Source organism: Aquimonas sp. (assembly GCF_044377145.1).
GTDB lineage: Bacteria > Pseudomonadota > Gammaproteobacteria > Xanthomonadales > Xanthomonadaceae > Aquimonas.
This window is the reverse complement of the sequence record NZ_JBILJQ010000003.1, coordinates 87,029-106,156: the sequence shown is the minus strand read 5'-3', so window position 1 is coordinate 106,156 and position 19,128 is coordinate 87,029. Positions and strand designations below refer to the sequence as shown.

15 protein-coding genes are annotated in these 19,128 nt (G+C 66.9%); 12 read left to right on the top strand and 3 right to left on the bottom strand.

Annotated elements, in window-relative coordinates; genetic code table 11:
• The first annotated feature begins 50 nt into the window (after window positions 1–50).
• The 5 genes from ACIQ7H_RS02170 to ACIQ7H_RS02150 all read left to right on the top strand — a co-directional run bounded on the left by ACIQ7H_RS02170 (window position 51) and on the right by ACIQ7H_RS02150 (window position 8,412).
• The gene (locus tag ACIQ7H_RS02170) at window positions 51–1,343 is read left to right on the top strand and encodes a dicarboxylate/amino acid:cation symporter (protein WP_395787916.1); all 1,293 of its coding nucleotides are present in this window, start codon (window positions 51–53) and stop codon (window positions 1,341–1,343) included.
• Window positions 1,344–1,461: 118 nt separating this feature from the next.
• Entirely contained in the window at window positions 1,462–6,405 is a 4,944-nt protein-coding gene (locus tag ACIQ7H_RS02165; protein WP_395787914.1) for an NAD-glutamate dehydrogenase, read from the top strand.
• On the top strand, window positions 6,374–7,165 hold the full coding sequence (locus ACIQ7H_RS02160; RefSeq protein ID WP_395787912.1) for an NAD kinase: 792 nt from the start codon (window positions 6,374–6,376) through the stop codon (window positions 7,163–7,165). Before ACIQ7H_RS02165 ends, ACIQ7H_RS02160 begins: the two co-directional genes overlap by 32 nt.
• A gap of 34 nt (window positions 7,166–7,199) precedes the next feature.
• Complete coding sequence (locus ACIQ7H_RS02155; RefSeq protein ID WP_395787910.1) at window positions 7,200–7,409, top strand: hypothetical protein; 210 nt, start codon at window positions 7,200–7,202, stop codon at window positions 7,407–7,409.
• A 139-nt stretch (window positions 7,410–7,548) separates the two neighbouring features.
• Window positions 7,549–8,412 carry a bile acid:sodium symporter family protein gene (locus tag ACIQ7H_RS02150; protein ID WP_395787908.1) on the top strand — a complete coding sequence of 288 codons (864 nt, stop codon included), beginning with the start codon at window positions 7,549–7,551 and terminating at the stop codon, window positions 8,410–8,412.
• Window positions 8,413–8,616: 204 nt separating this feature from the next.
• Here the strand turns inward: ACIQ7H_RS02150 and hutI are convergent, their stop codons facing one another.
• From hutI to ACIQ7H_RS02135, 3 genes are read right to left on the bottom strand one after another with little or no spacing between them, the layout of a single operon-like run.
• Window positions 8,617–9,849: an imidazolonepropionase gene (gene hutI, locus ACIQ7H_RS02145; protein WP_395787906.1), complete on the bottom strand. Its 1,233-nt coding sequence runs from the start codon at window positions 9,847–9,849 to the stop codon at window positions 8,617–8,619.
• A complete protein-coding gene (locus ACIQ7H_RS02140; RefSeq protein WP_395787904.1) occupies window positions 9,846–10,364 on the bottom strand; it encodes a GNAT family N-acetyltransferase in 519 nt (172 codons plus the stop codon). The genes hutI and ACIQ7H_RS02140 overlap by 4 nt, the downstream gene beginning before the upstream one ends.
• Before the next feature lie 9 nt (window positions 10,365–10,373).
• Window positions 10,374–12,467, bottom strand: a complete 2,094-nt coding sequence (locus ACIQ7H_RS02135; RefSeq protein WP_395787902.1) for a tetratricopeptide repeat protein — start codon at window positions 12,465–12,467, stop codon at window positions 10,374–10,376.
• A 139-nt stretch (window positions 12,468–12,606) separates the two neighbouring features.
• Here ACIQ7H_RS02135 and ACIQ7H_RS02130 point away from each other — a divergent pair, with 139 nt between their 5' ends.
• From ACIQ7H_RS02130 to ACIQ7H_RS02100, 7 genes are all read left to right on the top strand, one after another.
• Window positions 12,607–13,809, top strand: a complete 1,203-nt coding sequence (locus ACIQ7H_RS02130; protein ID WP_395787900.1) for a hypothetical protein — start codon at window positions 12,607–12,609, stop codon at window positions 13,807–13,809.
• Window positions 13,810–14,008: 199 nt separating this feature from the next.
• A complete protein-coding gene (locus tag ACIQ7H_RS02125; protein WP_395787898.1) occupies window positions 14,009–14,458 on the top strand; it encodes a CopD family protein in 450 nt (149 codons plus the stop codon).
• A 15-nt stretch (window positions 14,459–14,473) separates the two neighbouring features.
• Complete coding sequence (locus ACIQ7H_RS02120; protein WP_395787896.1) at window positions 14,474–15,751, top strand: dicarboxylate/amino acid:cation symporter; 1,278 nt, start codon at window positions 14,474–14,476, stop codon at window positions 15,749–15,751.
• Window positions 15,751–17,091 carry a replication-associated recombination protein A gene (locus tag ACIQ7H_RS02115; RefSeq protein WP_395787894.1) on the top strand — a complete coding sequence of 447 codons (1,341 nt, stop codon included), beginning with the start codon at window positions 15,751–15,753 and terminating at the stop codon, window positions 17,089–17,091. The genes ACIQ7H_RS02120 and ACIQ7H_RS02115 overlap by 1 nt, the downstream gene beginning before the upstream one ends.
• Window positions 17,088–17,477, top strand: coding sequence for a CrcB family protein (locus tag ACIQ7H_RS02110; protein ID WP_395787892.1), 390 nt, complete (start codon window positions 17,088–17,090; stop codon window positions 17,475–17,477). Before ACIQ7H_RS02115 ends, ACIQ7H_RS02110 begins: the two co-directional genes overlap by 4 nt.
• A gap of 141 nt (window positions 17,478–17,618) precedes the next feature.
• Window positions 17,619–18,299, top strand: coding sequence for a DUF502 domain-containing protein (locus ACIQ7H_RS02105; protein ID WP_395787890.1), 681 nt, complete (start codon window positions 17,619–17,621; stop codon window positions 18,297–18,299).
• Window positions 18,296–19,057 carry a queuosine precursor transporter gene (locus ACIQ7H_RS02100; protein ID WP_395787888.1) on the top strand — a complete coding sequence of 254 codons (762 nt, stop codon included), beginning with the start codon at window positions 18,296–18,298 and terminating at the stop codon, window positions 19,055–19,057. The genes ACIQ7H_RS02105 and ACIQ7H_RS02100 overlap by 4 nt, the downstream gene beginning before the upstream one ends.
• The last annotated feature ends 71 nt before the right edge of the window (window positions 19,058–19,128 follow it).

Sequence of the window (19,128 nt, the reverse complement as noted above, 5' to 3'; positions counted from 1 at the left end):
GGCACCCGCGACTGCTAGCATTCGCAACCCTTCACGCGCGGATCACCGGAATGCTCCCCTATCGCAGCCTGACTTTCTGGATCCTGATCGCCTTGGTGCTGGGTATGGGTGTCGGCTACGTCGTCAACCAGACCGTGGCCGATCCCAGCGAAGTGGTCTCGGCACTCGGCCTCGTCACCACGATCTTCCTGCGCCTGATCAAGATGATCATCGCGCCGCTGGTGCTCGCCACCCTGGTGGTGGGCATTGCCAAGATGGGCGATGGTGCCGCCGTCGGCCGGGTCGGCATCAAGGCGGTGAGCTGGTTCCTGCTGGCCTCGGCGGTGTCGCTGAGCCTGGGTCTGCTGATGGTCAATCTGCTGGCGCCGGGCGTCGGGCTCGAAGTGCCTCTTCCGGAGGCGGGCGCGCCGACCGGCATTTCCGCTACCGCGATGTCGCTGCAGGACTTCGTCACCCATCTGGTGCCCACCAGCATTTTCGACGGTCTGGCGCGCAACGAGATTCTGCAGATCGTGGTGTTCTCGGTGCTGTTCGGTGCGGCGTGTGCGGCCATCGGCGAGAAGGGCAAGGCTCTGGTCGATGCGATGGAAGGCCTGTCCTACGCCATGCTCAAGCTGACCATGTATGTGATGTGGTTCGCGCCTCTGGCGGTGTTTGCTGCAGTGGCTTCCACCGTCGCCAAGAGCGGCTTTGGCATCATCTGGGTCTACGGCGAGTTCATGCTCGGCTTCTATGTGTCGATCGCGCTGCTGTGGCTGCTGCTGTTCGGCGCGGCCTTCCTGGTGATCGGCCGCCGTGCAGGGCGCCTGTTCGGCATGGTGCGCGAGCCGGTGATGCTGGCTTTCGCTACGGCCTCCAGCGAAGCCGCCTACCCGAAGACGCTGGCCCAGCTGGAGAAATTCGGCTGCAGCAATCGCGTGGCCTCGTTCGTGCTGCCGCTGGGATACTCCTTCAATCTCGACGGCTCGATGATGTACTGCACCTTCGCGGTGATGTTCATCGCCCAGGCCTACGGCATCGAGCTGAGCTGGGCGCAGCAGCTGACCATGCTGCTGATCCTGATGGTGACCTCGAAGGGCATGGCCGGCGTGCCGCGTGCCTCGCTGGTGGTGATCGCCGCCACGCTGGCGCAGTTCGACCTGCCCGAGGCCGGACTGCTGCTGTTGCTGGGCATCGATCATTTCCTGGACATGGGCCGCTCGGCCACCAATGTGATCGGCAACAGCGTGGCCACCGCGTTGGTGTCGAAATGGGAGGGTCAACTGAGAGAGGAAGGCGACGCTCCGCCGGAGCTGATGGCCGCCACCGCTGAACCTGGCGACCCGCCGGTGGCTCCGGCCTGATCGGCATACCGGCCGGTATGGCGCTTGCAAGGACAGCGACCGCCAAGCCTCTGCCTGCGATCTCTACTATCATTCGCGGTTCTTGAGCGGCTTCGCCCCCAAAGCCAAAGTACCCGACATGTCGACCATCGATTCCACCCTGCTTGATCCGATCCTCGCCGTCCTCGCTCAACGCCTGCCGGCGCCGCGCCAGACCGATGCCGCCGCCTTTGCGCGGCGTTTTTTTGGGCGAATGCCGTCCGATGAACTCGCCGGACGCGCGCCCGAGCTGTGGGCTGAGCTGCTGATCGATCTGCTCGAGTTCATGCGCGAGCGTCGCCCCGGCGCGCCCAAGCTGCGGATCTTCAACACCCGGACGGGTGAGGGCGGCTGGGACAGCGCACATACGGTGGTGCAGATCGTCAACGACGATATGCCGTTTCTGGTCGACTCGGTGAGCATGGCGGTGGCCGCCTGCGATCTGCAGCTGCACGCCATCATCCACCCGGTTTTGCCCGTGCAGCGTGACCCCGGCGGCAACGTGCTGAGCGTCGGCGAACGCGGTGCCGACGAGTCGGTGATGCATCTTGAGATCGACCGCTTGGCCGAACCCGAAGACCTGCGCCGCGTGCAGGAAGCCATTCTGAGCGCGCTGGCCGATGTGCGCAGCTGCGTACGCGATTGGGCGCCGATGCGCGAGCGCATGCATGCCACCATCGCCGGCATGGACGCGAGCCCGATGCCGATCAGCGAGGAGGGCCGGCGCGAGGCGCAGGAGTTCCTGCGCTGGGCGGCTGACGACCACTTCACCTTCCTCGGCTACCGCGAGTACCGGCGCGACAATTCCAGCGGTGAGGATCTGCTGCATGCGGTGCAGGGCACCGGCCTCGGCATCTTGTCCGGCAAGGATTCGACCGCCAAGCCGCGCCCGCTGAAAACACTGGCCGCCACCCATATGCCGCAGTCCGGCGCGGTCGGCGCACTGATTCTGACCAAGACCAATGCACGCAGCTCGGTGCACCGTCCGGGCTACATGGACTACATCGGCGTGCTGGTGTTCGACGGCAGCGGCCGCGCTATTGCCGAGCACCGTTTCCTCGGTCTCTATACTTCGAGCGCCTACGCCTCGCGGCCGCGGACGATTCCGCTGGTGCGCCAGCGCTATGAGCACGTAGTCCGCGAATCCGGCCTGGCGCCGAACAGCCACAGCGGCAAGTCGCTGCGGCATATCCTCGAATCGCTGCCGCGCGACGAGCTGTTCCAGGCCGGCGAGAGCGAGCTGTTCGACACCGCCCTCGGCATCCTCGCTCTGCAGGAGCGCGCCCGCACGCGGCTGTTCCTGCGCCGCGATCGTTATGGCCGCTTCTATTCGGCCCTGCTGTACATCCCGCGCGACCGCTACAACACCGAGGTGCGACTGCGCGCCGAGAGCCTGCTGCGCGAGGCCCTGCATGGCGAGCGGTTGGACACCAATGTGCAGATGGGCGAGTCGCCGCTGGCGCAGCTGCACATGATCGTGCGGCCGCGTGCTGGCGAGGCGGTCGAGGTCGAAATCGCCGACATCGAAGCCCGGCTGGCCCAGATCGTGCGCAACTGGCACGACGAGCTGCGCGATCTGCTGGTCCAGTCGCACGGCGAAGAGCGTGGCCTGAAGCTCACCCAGCGCTACGGCAAGGCCTTGCCGGTCGGCTACATCGAACAGGCTTCTCCCGAGATCGCCGCGGCTGACGTCGAGCAGGCGGCGGCCCTGCATGGCCCCGAAGACCTGCGCCTGCGCCTGTATCGCAGCAGCAAGGAAACCGGCTCGCGCCTGCGCTTCAAGCTGTTCCGCTACGGCAGCCCGATCGTGCTGTCGGATGCGCTGCCGATGATGGAGAACATGGGCCTGCGGATCCTGTCCGAGCATCCGTTCGAGATGGTGGTCGGCGCCGAGTCGATCTTCATCCAGGACTTCGAAGTGGTCACCGCGCAGGACCAGATCGGCTTCGGCGCGATCAATGTCGAGGCCCTGCGCGAGCGCTTTGAGGATGCCTTCGAGCAGATCTGGCGTGGTCATGCCGAGAGCGACGGATTCAATGCGCTGATCCTCTCGGCCGGCCTCGACTGGCGTCAAGTGTCGATGCTGCGCGGCTACTGCAAGTATCTGCTGCAGGCGCAGGCGCCGTTCTCGCAGCCCTATGTGGAAGCGACGCTCAACCGCTATCCGCTGCTGTCGCGGGTGCTGGTGGAGTACTTCCACGGCCTGTTCGATCCCACCCGCGCAACCGAATCCACCGAGCTTCGCGCGGCGGCGGCGATCGCGCTGGCGAACGCGCTGCGCACCGTCGCTGGCAGTGAGCCCAGCGAGGGCGTGCTGGCCGGGATCGAGTCGATCGCGCAGGCGCGCGGCCTGGATTCGGGTGCCCTGGTCGACGCCTGCGATGATGCCCTTGTCGATCTGCTCGACGAGGTCTCCAGCCTGGACGAAGATCGCATTCTGCGCAGCTTCGTCGGGGTGATGCGGGCGACCTTGCGCACCAGCTGTTTCCAGCGCCCGGGCGGCCGCCTGCGCGACTACATCAGCTTCAAGTTCGACCCGGCCGCGGTGCCGGATCTGCCCAAGCCGCGCCCGTATCGCGAGATCTTCGTGTATGGCCCGCGGGTTGAAGGCGTGCACCTGCGTTTCGGCCCGGTCGCTCGCGGTGGTCTGCGCTGGTCGGATCGTCGCGAGGATTTCCGCACCGAGGTGCTGGGCCTGGTCAAGGCGCAGATGGTCAAGAACACCGTGATCGTGCCGGTCGGCGCCAAGGGCGGTTTCTACGCCAAGCGCCCGCCGATCGGCGGCGATCGCGACGCCGTGCTGGCCGAGGGCATCGCCTGCTACCGGCTGTTCATCAACGGCCTGCTCGACATCACCGACAACCTCAACGACGACGGCGTGATCCACCCGCAGGATGTGGTTCGCCGCGATGCCGATGACCCCTATCTGGTGGTCGCGGCCGACAAGGGCACGGCGACGTTCTCCGATATCGCCAATGCGATTTCGGCCGAGCACGGCTTCTGGCTGGGCGATGCCTTCGCCTCCGGCGGTTCGGTCGGCTACGACCACAAGGGCATGGGCATCACCGCCAAGGGTGGCTGGGAGTCGGTCAAGCGCCATTTCCGCGCGATGAGTCGCGACAGCCAAAGCCAGGATTTCACCTGTGCCGGCGTCGGCGACATGTCGGGCGACGTGTTCGGCAACGGCATGCTGCTGTCGAGGCACATCCGCCTGGTGGCTGCGTTCGATCACCGCCATGTATTCCTGGACCCGGCGCCGGATTCGGCCCAGAGCTACGCCGAGCGCGAGCGTCTGTTCAAGCTGCCGCGCTCGTCCTGGGACGACTACGACAAATCGCTGATCTCGGCCGGCGGCGGGGTCTACTCGCGTGCGCTGAAATCGATCCCGATCAGCCCGCAGGTGCGGGCGGCGCTGGGCATTGCCGAGGGCGTGACCGCGCTTTCCACCAATGACCTGCTCACCGCCATCCTGAAGGCGCCGGTCGATCTGCTGTGGAACGGTGGCATCGGCACCTATGTCAAGGCCGCGAGCGAAACCCATGCTGACGTCGGTGATCGCGCCAACAACGCCATCCGCGTCAACGGCGGCGAGCTGCGCTGCCGGGTGGTGGGCGAGGGCGGCAACCTCGGCATGACCCAGAAGGGCCGCATCGAGGCGGCGCTGAACGGCGTGCTGCTCAACACCGACTTCATCGACAACTCGGCCGGCGTGGACACCTCGGACCACGAGGTCAACATCAAGATCCTGTTCAACGACGCGATGACCCGCGGCGAGCTGAGCCTGGCCGAGCGCAACCAGGTGCTGGCCGACATGACCGAGGAAGTCGGCCAGTTGGTGCTGTTCGACAACTACCGGCAGAACCAGGCGATCAGCCTGATGGAGCGCATGAGCGTGTACCGGCTCGGCTCCAAGCAGCACTTCATCCGTACGCTGGAGTCGCAGGGCCTGCTTGATCGTCAGCTGGAGTATCTGCCCTCGGACGCCGAGTTCGCCGAGCGCAAGGCGCGCGGGCTGGGCCTGACCCGGCCGGAACTGTCGATCATGCTGTCGTACGCGAAGATCGTCGCCTTCCAGCAGCTGCTGGAATCCGACGTGCCGGAAGATCCGTACCTGTCAAAAGAGCTGGCGCGCTACTTTCCGCGGGCCCTGCAGGCGCGCTACACCGAGCACATGCAGCGCCACCGTCTGCGTCGCGAGATCATCGCCACCGCGGTGACCAACTCGATGGTCAACCGCATGGGCGCGACCTTCCTGATGCGCATGCAGGAAGACACTGGCCGCACGCCGGCCCAGATCGCCAAGGCCTACAGCATCGCCCGCGAGGTGATGGATTCACGTGCGCTGTGGAGCGAGATCGATGCACTCGACCTGCAGGTGCCGGAGACCTCGCAGATCGACGCCCTGCTGGAGATCTGGAGCCTGCTGCGCTCGATGACTCGTTGGCTGCTGAATCGCCCCGGCGATCGCTTCGACATCGCCGTCGCGGTCAGCCGCTACAAGCCCGGTTTCGATGCATTGCGTTCGGCTCTGCCGGGCATCCTGGCCGAGACCGATCGCGTGCGCTACGCCGATGCGCGCGCCCGCTGGCTTGACGCCGGCCTGCCGCAGCCGCTGGCCGAACAACTGGCCAGTCTGGCCATGCTGTACTCGGCCCTGGATGTGGTCGAAGTGGCGACCTCGCACAAGCTTGCCGTCCAGGATGTCGCCCGCGTGTACTCGGGTCTGGGCGAGGCCCTGCACCTGCAGTGGCTGCAGCAGCGCATAGAAGAGCTGCCGGTCGACGGCCGCTGGCATGCACTCGCGCGCGGATCGCTGCGTGACGAAATGCAGCAGCAGCAGGGCGCACTGGTGCTGCAGGTCCTGCAGCACAGCGATGGCGATGTCCGCAGTCGTCTCAGCAACTGGCTGGGCCGCGATGCGGCCGCGCTGAAATTCACCTTGGGAATGTTCGCCGACATGCGCAACCAGCTGGCGATGGACTATCCGACGGTCTCGGTGGCGGTACGTCGCCTTGCCCAATTGGCCTCGGCCGGGGCGAGCTGAAGTGCGCCTCGCCGTCCTCGCCAGCAAAACCCCCGAGGCGCAGGCGGCAAAGGCCGAACTCGAAGCCCTGCACCCGCCGGCCACACTGGAGGAGTGTGAAGCCGTCATCGCCATCGGCGGTGATGGCTTCATGCTGCAGACCCTGCATCGCACCCAGGTGCTGGGCGTGCCGGTGTTCGGCATGAAGACCGGCAGCGTCGGTTTTCTGATGAACCAGTACCGCGCGGATGGCCTTGAAGAGCGCATCCAGGCCGGTCAGGCGGCGGTGCTGCGTCCGCTGGAAATGATCGCCATCTCCGAGTCCGGCGCCAGCACCGGGGCGCTGGCCTTCAACGAGGTCTCACTGCTGCGCCAGACCAAGCAGGCCGCCAAGCTGAAGATCGAGCTCAACGGTTCGGTGCGCCTGCCCGAACTGGTCTGCGACGGCATCATGGTCGCTACACCGGCGGGCTCCACGGCCTACAACCTGTCGGCGCATGGCCCGATTCTGCCGCTCGACAGCCAGGTGCTGGCGATGACCCCGATCAGCCCGTTCCGTCCGCGGCGCTGGCGCGGTGCGATCCTGCGTTCGGATGCCGAGGTCTGCATCGAAGTGCTCGATCACTACAAGCGTCCGGTGAGCGCCACCGCCGATTCCACCGAGATCCGCGATGTGGTCGAGGTGCGGGTCAAACAGTCGAACGAGCGCACCGTGCGCCTGTTGTTCGACCCCGAGCACAACCTCGAAGAACGCATCCTCGCGGAGCAGTTCGAGAGCTGAGGTCATACGGTTTGCCGTCGCGACCGTCAGCCGGTTGGGCTGTCCGCACAGCCGCGCGTTTGCCGAAATCGCTGAAACCCTGCGCCGCGCGCTGCAGGCGCCGGGCTACGACTCGGCGCTGTCGAACCGGCTCGACAAGCGTCGGCGCCGCCACATCGTGCTCGCTGCCAATCTGCTGCCGCGCTGGCCGCAGCCGCTGCTCGAGGATTGCAGCAACGCCTGCGCGAGGCCGGCCCGGCGCTGATGCGCAGGCGCGCTCTGCGCCCGCTGTTGGAGCGCTGTTTGCGCGCCGTGTAGATCGCCAATTCGGTGCCGTTCAAGCATGCTTCGGAGCACACGCGAGCGGGCAGGGGGCCCGACGCGCAGCCAAGAGGCCCCGCACCGTGACTGGAAATCTGATCCTCAGCGTGTTTCTGCCGATTGCACTGGCCATCGTGATGATCGGCCTCGGCCTTCACCTGAGCCTGGCGGACTTCCGCCGCGTCGCCAAAACACCACGCGCCGTGGTGGTGGCCCTGCTGATCCAGACCGGCCTGCTGCCACTGCTGGCCTTCGCGCTGGCCTTCGGCTTCGATCTTCCGCCGGAGATCGGCCTCGGTCTGGTGCTGCTGGCGGCCTCGCCCGGCGGCGTTACTGCCAACCTGTTCTCTCACCTTGCCCGCGGCGACGTCGCCTTGAACCTCAGCCTGACCGCGATCAACAGCGCGCTGGCCCTGCTGACCCTGCCGCTGTGGACCGCGCTCGGTTTGGCCTGGCTGATCGGCAGCGAGCAGGCCGTGCCGCCGCCAACCGGCAAACTGATCGAGGTCGGAATGCTGGTACTGCTGCCGGTGCTGATCGGCATGGGCCTGCGCGCCTGGCGCCCCACGGTGGCCGACCGGCTGGATCGGCCGGTGCGCGTGCTGTCGACCCTGATCCTGGTCGGCCTGATCCTGGCGGCGATGGTGATCGAACGTCAGGTGCTGATCGAACACGCGCTGACGCTCGGCGGTGTGGTGTTGCTGTTCAACCTCGCCAGCCTGCTCTCCGGCTACGCCGCCGGTCGGCTGGTCAAGTTGGCAGTGCCCCAAGCCACCGCCATCGCATTCGAGATCGGCATCCACAACGGCACCCTCGCCATCTTCGTCGCCCTGAACGTCCTGCAAATGCCCTCCGCCGCCGTCGCTCCGGCGCTGTACTCGCTGCTGATGTACGTGACCGGTGGGCTGTTCGTTTGGTGGCTGTTGCGGCGGCAGAGGATGGCCTGAGGCGGAGCGGTCGCGCCCCTCTGCATCGGTCTACTTGGCTCGGCATCCGCCACGCCCGACGTATGGATGCGATTGGCGTGCAGCAAGGAGCGCAGCATCGAATCCGGACAGGCCGCCGCGTCCGCCCGCCACGTGCCGGGTGAATATCGGCACGTGCGTTCCCGGAGGTGTAGAGCGTCCGAACTGGAGACGCAGCCTTGATGCTCAGCCGACGACGGGTGCGCCGCCGACGTACAGCCGCTCCGGCCCGGCGCCGCCCAGCCAGTAGCTGAGTTCGGCCGGATCCTGCAGCGGCCAGATCGCCACATCCGCGCGCAGCCCAGGCCGTAGAGCGCCGCGGTCTTTCAAGCCCAGCGCGCGCGCGGCATGCAGGGTGGCGCCGCGCAGGGCTTCTTCGGGCGTCAGGCGGAACAGGGTGCAGGCGAGATTCATCGCCAGCCGCAGTGACAGCAGGGGCGACGTGCCAGGGTTGCAGTCGGTCGACACCGCCATCGGCACGCCGTGCGTGCGCAGGCTCTCAATCGGTGGAAGTCGGGTTTCGCGCAGGCATAGAAACGCGCCGGGCAGCAGTACCGCAACCGTGCCGCGTTCGGCCATGCGCTGCACGGCAGCGTCGCTGGTGAACTCGATGTGGTCAGCCGACAGACCGCCGTGTTCCGCCACCAGGGCGGCGCCGCCGAGGTCGGACAGCTGATCGGCGTGCAGCTTGACCGGCAGGCCCAGCGCCTGCGCCGCGGCGAACACGCGTCGCGTTTGTTCCGGGCTGAAACCGATGCCTTCGCAGAATGCATCGACCGCATCGACCAGGCCCGCCGCGTGCGCAGCCGGCAGGATCTCGCTGCACACATGCTCGATGTAGGCGTCACTGCGACCGTCGAACTCTGGCGGCAGCGCGTGCGCCGCCAACAGGGTGGTGCGCACGCTGATGCCGAGCGCCGCGCCGATCCGCCGCGCCACGCGCAGCATGCGCAGCTCACTGTCGACATCGAGCCCGTAGCCGGATTTGATCTCCAGCGTGGCGCAGCCATCGTGCAGCAGGGCGCGCGCGCGCGGCAGACTGGCGGCGAACAGGGCGTCCTCGTCTGCGGCGCGGGTGGCGCGTACGGTTGAGCGGATGCCACCGCCCGCGGCGGCGATATCGGTGTAGCTCACGCCCTGCAGGCGCTGCTCGAACTCGGGCGCGCGGGTGCCGGCGAACACCAGATGCGTGTGGCAGTCGACCAGGGCCGGCGTGGCCAGCGCGTTGTCAAAGCACTCGATCTCGCGGGCCTGCGTGCGGGCCGCGGCCGAGACGCCCGACAGCGGCCCAGCGTAGGCGATGTGCTCACCCACAAAACCCAGCGCAGCGTCCTCGATCAGCCCATAGCCCTGCGCATCGGCGAGCGTGACCAAGCGCAGACCGCAGAGCAGGCGATCAAACCGCGGCGCTGTGCTCACGCGTCGAGTTCGCGCAGGTAGAAGCGATTGCAGCCGAAGTGGCCGGTGGCGCCCATCGCCTGCGGAATCCGCGCGAAGCCGCTGCGCTCGTAGAGCTTTTGTGCGGCGTCCATGCCGGTCAGGGTTTCGAGGTAGCACTGGCGATAGCCGAGCGCGCGGGCGCTGTCGAGGCAGATCTGCATCATCGCCGCACCTGCGCCGATGCCGCGCGCTTCCGGCAGGAAATACATCTTGCGCAGCTCACAGATGCCATCGGTCGCCCCGCTGAGCGGTGCGATGCCGGCGCCGCCGATGACCCGCCCGGCGCGCTCGATCACAAAGTAGACGTGGCCCGGCGCGGCGTAGTGCGCACTCATCGCCGCGACCTCGGCATCGTGAATGGCGAAGCCCGGGCCGTCGGCACCGAACTCCGGCATGACGACACGGATGATCGCCGCGACGGCGGCGTCGTCGCCGGGTTCAATGGGGCGGATGCGACAGTCAGCGGGCAGGGTGACAGCTTCGGCGGTGGTCACGGGCGTCCTTTACGAGCAGAGTTCTTCGATGTGGGCGATAAAAGCGTGGCGTGCTTCGGTGCTGTCGAACAGGCGATGCAGGTTGGCCGTGATGCGCTCGCTCAGCGCCGGTAGCGCGTCTGATTGCAGCAGGTTCCGCGCGCGCGCCGCGAGTGCCGAAGGCCGCTCGACGCACAGTTCGGCATACAGCCCGAGCCGCCGCAGCATGGCCGCGGTCTGCCGCCCGCGCATGAACTCACCGGCGCAGCTCAGCACCGGCAGCCCGGCCTGCAGTGCATCGAGGCTGGCATTGCCGCCGGAGAAATGCAGGCTGTCGAGCATCAGGTCGCAGGCGGCATTGATCTGCAGGTAGCGCCCGCGGCTGCAGCCGTGCAGCCACAGCAGCCGGGTGGGGTCGATACCCGCGTGGACGAAACGCTGCTGCAGCGGCGCACGCAGCGCATCGTTGGCATCGAACAACACGAGGCGCGCATCCGGTGCGGCCTGCAGCAGTTCAGCGTAGACGGCATCGTTGTCGGGATGCAGCTTGAACAGCGACTGCGGCACCAGCAGCAAGGGAACCGACTCGGGCAGACCGAGCTCGCGGCGGCTCGCCGGCGCCGGCACCGCGGGCCGTCGGTAATCGACACCCAGGCCCGGCAGCAGGCGCAGTGGCTCGCGGTAGTGGCGCTGCGGCTCGGCGGGCTCCATCTCGCTGCAGCTGAAGCAAGCATCCAGGGTCGACAACCCGGCGCTGACCGGATGGCCCCAGGCCATCGCTTGGCGCCGCGCCAGTCGCAGCGAGGCCAGTGGCAGGATGCGCGCGTCCATGCCGATCTCGGGGTAGAGAATCAGTCCGGCAGACTCCTCGCGCAGGCGCAGAGCGATCGCATCAAGATCGTCGTCAACGAACTCCAGGCGCGCGGCCGAGGCGGCCAGGCGCGCGGTTTCGGCATCGCGGCGGGGGCCGAGCTGGTAGATCACCACCTCGAACCCGGCGGCAGCCAGCCAGTCGATCCAGCCGCCGAAGTAGGCGCCCGCTGTGCAGTCGCGGAACACACTGCCGACCAGCAGTACCCGACGCGGATGTGCCGGCGGCGGTAGTGCTTTGGCGAGATGAGGCCTCAACTGCGCCGCCGCGCTCGCCGCGAGGTCACCGATGCGGGCCTGCAGAGCGGTGTCGTCTTGGCCTTGGTAGGCCAGCTGGAAGTGGCTCCAGCTCAATGCCCCGAGGCTGCGTTCGCTGCGCGCGCAGAGTTCCGCCCAGCGCGACTCCAGCGTGCTGAGGTCCGAGTACGCGCGCCGCCGATCCGCTGCAATGGCCGCGCGCGTGCCGGCCACGGCGTCAGCCGTCAGCGCTGCGGCGAGCGCTGCGCAGGGCAGGCTCGGGTTGGCGTCGTCTGCTGTTGCATACGCTTTGCGCGCAGCGGCGCCCTGGTTGCATTGGCGCAGCGCTTCGCCGACTTGCCAAGCGAGCCCGGCGCGCTCGTTGGCACTGCAGCCGGGCAGTGCCTGTGCCGCGCGTCCGGGCTGTTCGGCGGCCAGCGCAGCGCGCACCTGCAACTCGTTCGGCAGCGCTTCGGAGTTCGGGTGCTCAAGCAGCGCTTGCAGCGCCTGCGAGCGTGCCAGACCTTCCGGCTGCCATAGCGTCAGCTGGGCGCGTCCTTCCAGGTCTCCCGGCTGCAGCTGCAGGTGCTTGAGCATCGCATCGACGGCTTGCGGTCTGCGCTGCAACTGGGCGAGGCAGAGCGCGCGGTTGAAGTGGGCGAACGGATGCGTCGGCTGCAGCGCAACGGCCTGATCCAGATCAGCCAATGCGTCCTTGATATCTCCGCTGCGTTGGCGTCGGCTGCCGCGATTGTTCAGCGCCGTGGCCAGTGCTTGCACCAGCGCCGGAGGATGTCCGAGCTGTTGGCATAGACTCTGCAAGACCGTGATCGCGGTCGCGAGGTCGTCCTCCAGCAAGGCCGAATTCGCCAGTAGCAGACGGGCCTCGGGCCAGTCGGGTCGAGCAGCCAGCGCAGCCTCGGCGTAATGTCGCGCGGTGGTGGCTTCACGGCGTGCCAGCGCGGCTTGGCCGAGCGCCAGCTGCGAGGTGACGGTCGGTGGCTGGGAAGCGGACATGGCGGCATTGTAGAAAACTCTGGCGCCGACGCCCGCACCCAAGCGAGCAGCGGCACCGGGCTCAACGCGCGTGGGGCTGGCGATGTCGGCACGCCGGGCATGAGCGAGTTCATCAGCGAAGTGCGAGGTTGAACGGGGCATGCAGCAGCCAGAACGCGTCATCGATGTCGTGGGCACCACCGACGAAGAGTCCGCACGGGTGCGGCTGCTGTTCCGCATGGGCGCGGCGCGCTTCAACGCACGCTGGCGGTTTTCCGACTCCGAACGGCCAGACCTGCTGCTGCTCGACCCGGCAACCCCGTTGGGCGCCGCCGCGCGCGAAGTCTCACTGCAGCTTCGCCACACCTTCATCACCTTGGTCGATGTCGGCACTGAAGACGGCGCTGACTGGGCCTTGCGGCGGCCGCTAAAGCTCGACGCGATGGTGCGCATGGTCAACCTGCTGTGCCCGCCGCCGCTTGAAAAGCCTGCCGCCGCGCCGAGCGTAAACCTGGTCAGCCAGGGTGAGAATTTCTTCGATCTCGATCTCGGCGATTCGTTGGCCAAGCAGTTCGACGACGGTCTGCCCGACGTCAAGCCGGCACAGATCGTGCGCGGGCAGGGCGCCCACGATGTCGACGGCCTGTTCCGGCGCGACCCGATGGCCAACACGCCGGAGATGCTGATCCCGCATCGGCTTGGCGCCAACACCTCGGTCGAGTTCACCGAAGCGCCGACCCTGCGCACCCAGGCGCGGCTGGACGAGATCGCCGAGCGCATCGGCGCACGCGAGGTCGAGATCGCGCCCAACATCGACCCGCGCCTGCGTCGCTCGGCACTCGAAGACACCAGCAGTTTTCCGCTGCTCGACTATCTGACCAAGCCGATTCTCGGTGGGCCCTCGCGGATCGAAATGGGCGGGCTGCCGCCGCTGGTGCTCGACCCGGTCAACGAGGCCTACCACGCCGATGTCGACCTGCCTGCGCTCGAGCTCTACTGCCTGCAGGAGATCTCACGCAGCGCCTTCAAGCCGCTGACCAGCACCGAGCTGGCGCAGGTGCGCGCGAAGATTCCGGCCAAGCCGTGGCTGCGCTTGCGCTGGCAGGTCCGCTACCTGACCGCCGAGGGCAAGCTGTCCAGCCAGCTCGACCCGGGTGGCAAGTTCAAGCTGCAGCGTCCCATCGAACTGGCCCGCGACTACCCGACGGCCTACCGGGTCTCCAGCGCCATGCTGCGTGAGTTCCTGCCCCTGCACGAGATCGCCAAGGTCGCCAAGGTCGGCATGACCGAGGTCATCAATGTGGTCAACGCGTATGACTCGGTGAACCTGCTGGATGCGCAGCTGCGGGAGCGCTTTCGCTGAAGCCGGGAATCGGGAATCGTTCAAGCTGGCCCCGCAGCACTTTCGGCGTGGGTGCCCGAGTGCAGCCCCTTCCGCGCAGGCGTACAACGCTGGCGACAGGATTGATCGTGCGGCGCTTCTGACGATTCCCCACTCCCAATTCCCCATTCCCGACTTCATCAGGCATCCTGCTCCCCTGACTCCCACCCCTGGCCGCCCCGTGATCTACGTCTGGACCAAGACGCTGCACCTGCTGTTCGTGATCGCGTGGATGGCGTCGGTGTTCTATCTGCCGCGTATTCTGGTGAACCTCGCTGAGGTCGGTGATCAGCCCGCGGTGCGCGAACGCCTGGTGTTGATGGGGCGACGGCTGTATCGCTTCGGTCACGTGATGTTCGGTCTCTTGCTGGTGTTCGGTCTGCCGCTTTGGCTGGGCTATCGGTTCAAGCCCGAATGGTGGCCGGCGGTGACCTCGGGTCAGGGCTGGATGCATGCCAAGCTGAGCCTGGTCGGCCTGTTGTTCTTCTATTTTCTCGGCAGCGCACGGCTGCTGCGTGGCGCGGCGGCGGGCAAGGGCCTGCCGAGCTCGAAGGCGCTGCGCTGGTTCAATGAGTTGCCGGTCCTGCTCGCCCTGGGCGTGATCTTCCTGGTGATTGCCAAGCCCTTCTGAGGCGCCGGAGCCTGCATGTTCGCGAACCTTGTCCGCCGCTGGCTGGCGATTCCCTTCTGGCAGCGCGTAGCCGGTGGCTTCGTGCTCGGTGCCTTGGCGGGCTGGCTGCTGGGGGCCGATGCGGCGACCTGGTTCGCGCCGCTGGGCACCCTCTACGTCACCCTGATCAAGATGATCGCCACCCCGCTGGTGTTCTTCGCCGTGGTGGCGGCGATCGCGCGTCTGCATGGGCAGAGCAGCATCGCGGCCCTGGGCGGTCGAACCTTTCTGTGGTTCGCGATCACCGCCGCGCTGGCGGTAGGCGTGGGAATGGCGACGGCGCTGATCCTGCAGCCGGGCACTGGGCTTGAGCCGCTGACGCCGGCCGCTGACTACGTGCCGCGTGAGATTCCCACCCCGATCCGGGTGCTGCTCGATGTGGTGCCGGCCAATCCCTTCATGGCCCTGGCCGAGGGCAAGATCCTGCAGGTGATCTTCTTCGCCGGGCTGATCGGCTTCGCCCTGGTCAAGCTGGGCGAGAAGACGGCAGGCCTGCGCACACTCGCGAGCGAAGCCAGCGAGACCATGATCCAGGTGACGCGATTTGTGCTTGAAGTCACACCGATTGGCACCTTTGGCCTGATTGCGGCCCTGGTCGGCACCTACGGCTTCGAGCGTCTGCTGCCATTGGGCAGCTATGTGCTGGCATTGTTCGTGGCCTGCGCGGTCCATATCGTGTTCGTCTACGGCGGCCTGCTGCTCGCGCATGGCCTGAACCCGCTGCGCTTCTTCCGCGGCGCGGCCGGCGCGATGCAGATCGCGTTTGCGACCTCGTCGAGCTTCGCCTCGTTGCCGGCGTCGCTGCGCTCGGTGGCGGGCAATCTCGGCGTCAATCGCGACTATGCCGCGTTCGCGGTGCCGCTCGGCGCCAGCATCAAGATGGACGGTTGCGGCGCGATCTACCCGGCCATCACCTGCCTGTTCACCGCGCAGTATTTCGGCATCGATCTGTCGGCCTCGCAGTACTTCATCATCCTGCTGGCCTCGGTGCTGGGCAGCTTCGGCACCGCCGGTGTTCCGGGCACCGCGATCGTGATGGTGACCTTGGTGATGAGCGCCGCGGGCCTGCCGCTGGAAGGCATCGCCTTCATCATCGCGATCGACCGCATCATCGACATGATGCGAACCATGACCAATGTCACCGGCCAGATGCTGGTGCCGGTGCTGGTGGCGCGCCAGACCGGCCTGCTGGACCTTGAGCAGTACCAGCGCGCAACCGCGCCCGCCGAGGCGGACGCCGCACAGGTCGCCTGATGGCGCAGCCCGGCCTGTTCGCTGAACCTGATGCGCTGAAGCCCCTGGCCGAGCGCATGCGCCCGGCCAGCCTGGAGGACGTGGTCGGCCAGACCCGCCTGCTGGCCGAGGGCAGCGCGTTTCGTCGTGCGGTGCAGAGCGGCCGCCTGCATTCGATGGTGCTGTGGGGCCCACCCGGCTGTGGCAAGACCACGCTGGCCCTGCTGCTGGCGAATTACGCCGAGGCGCGCTTCGAGTCGATGTCGGCGGTGCTGTGCGGCCTGCCCGAGGTGCGCAAAGTGTTGGCCGCCGCCGAGGCGCGTTTCACCGCCGGCGAGCGCACCCTGCTGTTCGTCGACGAAGTGCATCGCTTCAACAAGACCCAGCAGGATGCGTTCCTGCCGCACATCGAGCGCGGCTACATTCTGTTCGTCGGCGCAACGACCGAGAACCCCAGTTTCGAGTTGAACTCGGCCCTGCTGTCGCGCTGCCGCGTGCACGTGCTGGAGCCGGTGGCGCCGGTGGATCTGAAGCGCGCCCTGCAGCGCGCGCTGCTGGATGTGGAACGCGGTCTGGGCGGGCGTGGCATCCAGATTGATGAGTCCAACCTCGACCTGATCGCGCAGGCGGCCGACGGCGATGTGCGGCGCGCGCTGACCCTGCTGGAAATCGCCGCCGAACTGGCCGAAGGCGAGGGCGGTGAGATCACCGAAACCACTCTGACCCAGGTGCTGGCCGACCGCACCCGCCGCTTCGACAAGGGCGGTGAACAGTTCTACGACCAGATCTCGGCCCTGCACAAATGCGTGCGCAGCTCGAATCCGGATGCGGCGCTGTACTGGCTGTGCCGGATGCTCGACGGCGGCTGCGATCCGGCCTATCTGGCGCGCCGGCTGCTGCGAATGAGCATCGAGGACATCGGCCTGGCCGATCCGCGCGCACAGCAGATGGCCCTGGAGGCCTGGGACACCTTCGAGCGTCTCGGCAGCCCCGAGGGCGAACTCGCGCTGGCCCAGGTCACCCTGTACATGGCAAGCACCGCCAAGAGCAATGCCGGCTATGTGGCCTACAAGTCTGCATGCGCGGAAGTGAGCAGTTCGGGCACGCAGGACGTGCCTCTGCATCTGCGCAATGCGCCCACCAAGCTGATGAAGTCGCTTGGCTACGGCGAGCAGTACCAGTACGACCACGATCTTGAAGGCGGCATCGCGCTCGACCAGACCGGCTTTCCCGATGCGATGGGCGAGCAGGTGTACTACCGGCCGGTCGCACGTGGGCTGGAGCTCAAGCTCAAGGACAAACTTGATGCCCTGCGCGCAGTCCGCTCCAAGGCACGCGGCGAACGCGGCGAGGGCGCATGAGCGCGCTGCACAGCCTGCTGCTGGTGATGGCCGGCGGCGCGTTGGGCGCAGGCGCGCGATTTCTGCTCGGCAGCTGGCTGCTGCGCCAGCTGGGCAGCGGGTTTCCGTGGGGCACCTTCGCCGTCAACATCATCGGCAGCTTCGCCGCCGGCGTACTGCTGGTGTATCTGCAGAAGCCCGACGCAGCGCCCTGGCTGCGGCCGCTGCTGATGACCGGCCTGCTCGGCGGGCTGACCACCTATTCGGCCCTCATGGTCGACTGCCTGCTGCTGTGGCGGGAGCTGGACAAACCTGAGTTGGCGCTGATCTATCTGGCCCTGACCCTGATCGTTGGCGCGCTCGCGCTGTTGATCGGCTGGCAGCTGGGGCAGGTCGTGCGCGGATAGCGCTGCGCGTGCTGCCCCCGCGCGCGAGCAATGGCCGCGCCGCGCGTAAAGGCTCAAACACATGCTCCGCCTGGCGGTGCTTTGCAGATTCGTTCACGGCGGCTTGCCCCCTTCGATCAGCTCACCGCCTAGAATTCGCGCATGACCGAGACCCGCACCCACAAGCTCTACATCCAGCGCTATCTGTTGACCGGCCTGCTGACGGTTTTCCCCCTGTGGTTGACCTGGGTGGTGTTCGAGTTTGTTCTGCTGCAGTTGTCCAAGCTCGGCGCACCGATCGTCGATGCGCTGATGCTGGGACTGGTGAAAGTGTTCCCACCGCTGGCGCGCATTCTCGACATGGGTTCGCTGCGCTTCGTTCTGGCGGTGGTGCTGACCTTGCTCAGCCTGTACGGGCTGGGCTGGCTGGCCAATCGTGTGGTCGGCAAGCGTTTGCTGTCGGCCGTGGATGGGTTGATTGATCGCATCCCGCTGGTCAAGGCGATCTATGGCGGCACCAAGAAACTGCTGTCGGTGCTGCAGACCAAGCCCGACGGCGCACCACGGGTGGTGTTGATCGATTTCCCGCATCGGCAGATGAAAGTGATCGGTTTCGTTACCCGGGTGATCCGCGAAGAGGGCACGGGACGCGAGCTGGCGGCGGTGTATGTGCCGACCACGCCGAATCCCACCTCGGGCTATCTGGAGATCGTGCCGGTCGAGTTCCTGACACCGACGGGCTGGACCGTCGACCAGGCAATGGCCTTCATTGTTTCCGGTGGCGCGGTGTCGCCGGCGGAGATCCCGTTTACCCGTGCGTCTGAGCGCGGGACTCCGCCATGAGTCCGCGCTCACAAGCGCTGTTCGTGGTGCTCGCCGGCTTCTTTGTCGGCAACGCGATCCTGGCCGAACTGATCGGCGTGAAGATCTTCGCGCTTGAAGACACGCTCGGGCTCGCACCCTTCAACTGGAACCTGTTTGGCCAGAGCGGCTCGCTGAGCTTCACCGCGGGCGTGCTGTTGTGGCCCGTGGTGTTCGTGATGTCCGATGTCATCAATGAGTACTACGGCCCGCGCGGCGTGCGCTTCATTTCCTGGCTCGCCGTTGGGATGATCCTGTACGCGTTTCTGTTCGCTTACCTGGCAATCTCGCTGGCCCCGGCCAGCTGGTGGAAGGGAGCGGCGCTGGATCAGGGCGTGCCTGATCTGCAGGCGGCATTCGCGGCGATCTTTGGTCAGGGCCTGTGGACCATCGGTGGCTCGGTGACCGCCTTTCTGGTCGGGCAATTGATCGACGTTGCGGTGTTCCAGCGCATCCGTCGCTGGACCGGCGAGCGCTGGATCTGGATGCGCGCCACCGGTTCAACCCTGGTCTCGCAGCTGGTCGACAGTTTCGTCGTGCTCTACATCGCCTTCGTGATCGGCCCGCAGCAGTGGCCGATTCCGCTGTTCCTGGCGGTCGGCACCGTGAACTATGGCTACAAGGTCGCCGCTGCGCTGGCTTTGATCCCGCTTCTGTACCTCGCGCGCGCAGCGATCCGTCGCTATCTGGGGCCTGCCGAAACCGAGCGCCTGCGCGCGCAGGCGGCGGCCGCTCGCTAGCAGCCTGTCGGGTTTTGGGGGTCGAGGCGAAAGTCCGCCTGCGCGAGGACAGTTTTTCGACGATTCGCAGG

Coding starts and splice junctions, on each gene's coding strand:
- ACIQ7H_RS02120 (WP_395787896.1), top strand. CDS start 14,474: ATGTTCGCGAACCTTGTCCGCCGCTGGCTGGCGATTCCCTTCTGGCAG.
- ACIQ7H_RS02165 (WP_395787914.1), top strand. CDS start 1,462: ATGTCGACCATCGATTCCACCCTGCTTGATCCGATCCTCGCCGTCCTC.
- ACIQ7H_RS02135 (WP_395787902.1), bottom strand. CDS start 12,467: ATGTCCGCTTCCCAGCCACCGACCGTCACCTCGCAGCTGGCGCTCGGC.
- ACIQ7H_RS02110 (WP_395787892.1), top strand. CDS start 17,088: ATGAGCGCGCTGCACAGCCTGCTGCTGGTGATGGCCGGCGGCGCGTTG.
- ACIQ7H_RS02100 (WP_395787888.1), top strand. CDS start 18,296: ATGAGTCCGCGCTCACAAGCGCTGTTCGTGGTGCTCGCCGGCTTCTTT.
- ACIQ7H_RS02170 (WP_395787916.1), top strand. CDS start 51: ATGCTCCCCTATCGCAGCCTGACTTTCTGGATCCTGATCGCCTTGGTG.
- ACIQ7H_RS02105 (WP_395787890.1), top strand. CDS start 17,619: ATGACCGAGACCCGCACCCACAAGCTCTACATCCAGCGCTATCTGTTG.
- ACIQ7H_RS02130 (WP_395787900.1), top strand. CDS start 12,607: ATGCAGCAGCCAGAACGCGTCATCGATGTCGTGGGCACCACCGACGAA.
- ACIQ7H_RS02115 (WP_395787894.1), top strand. CDS start 15,751: ATGGCGCAGCCCGGCCTGTTCGCTGAACCTGATGCGCTGAAGCCCCTG.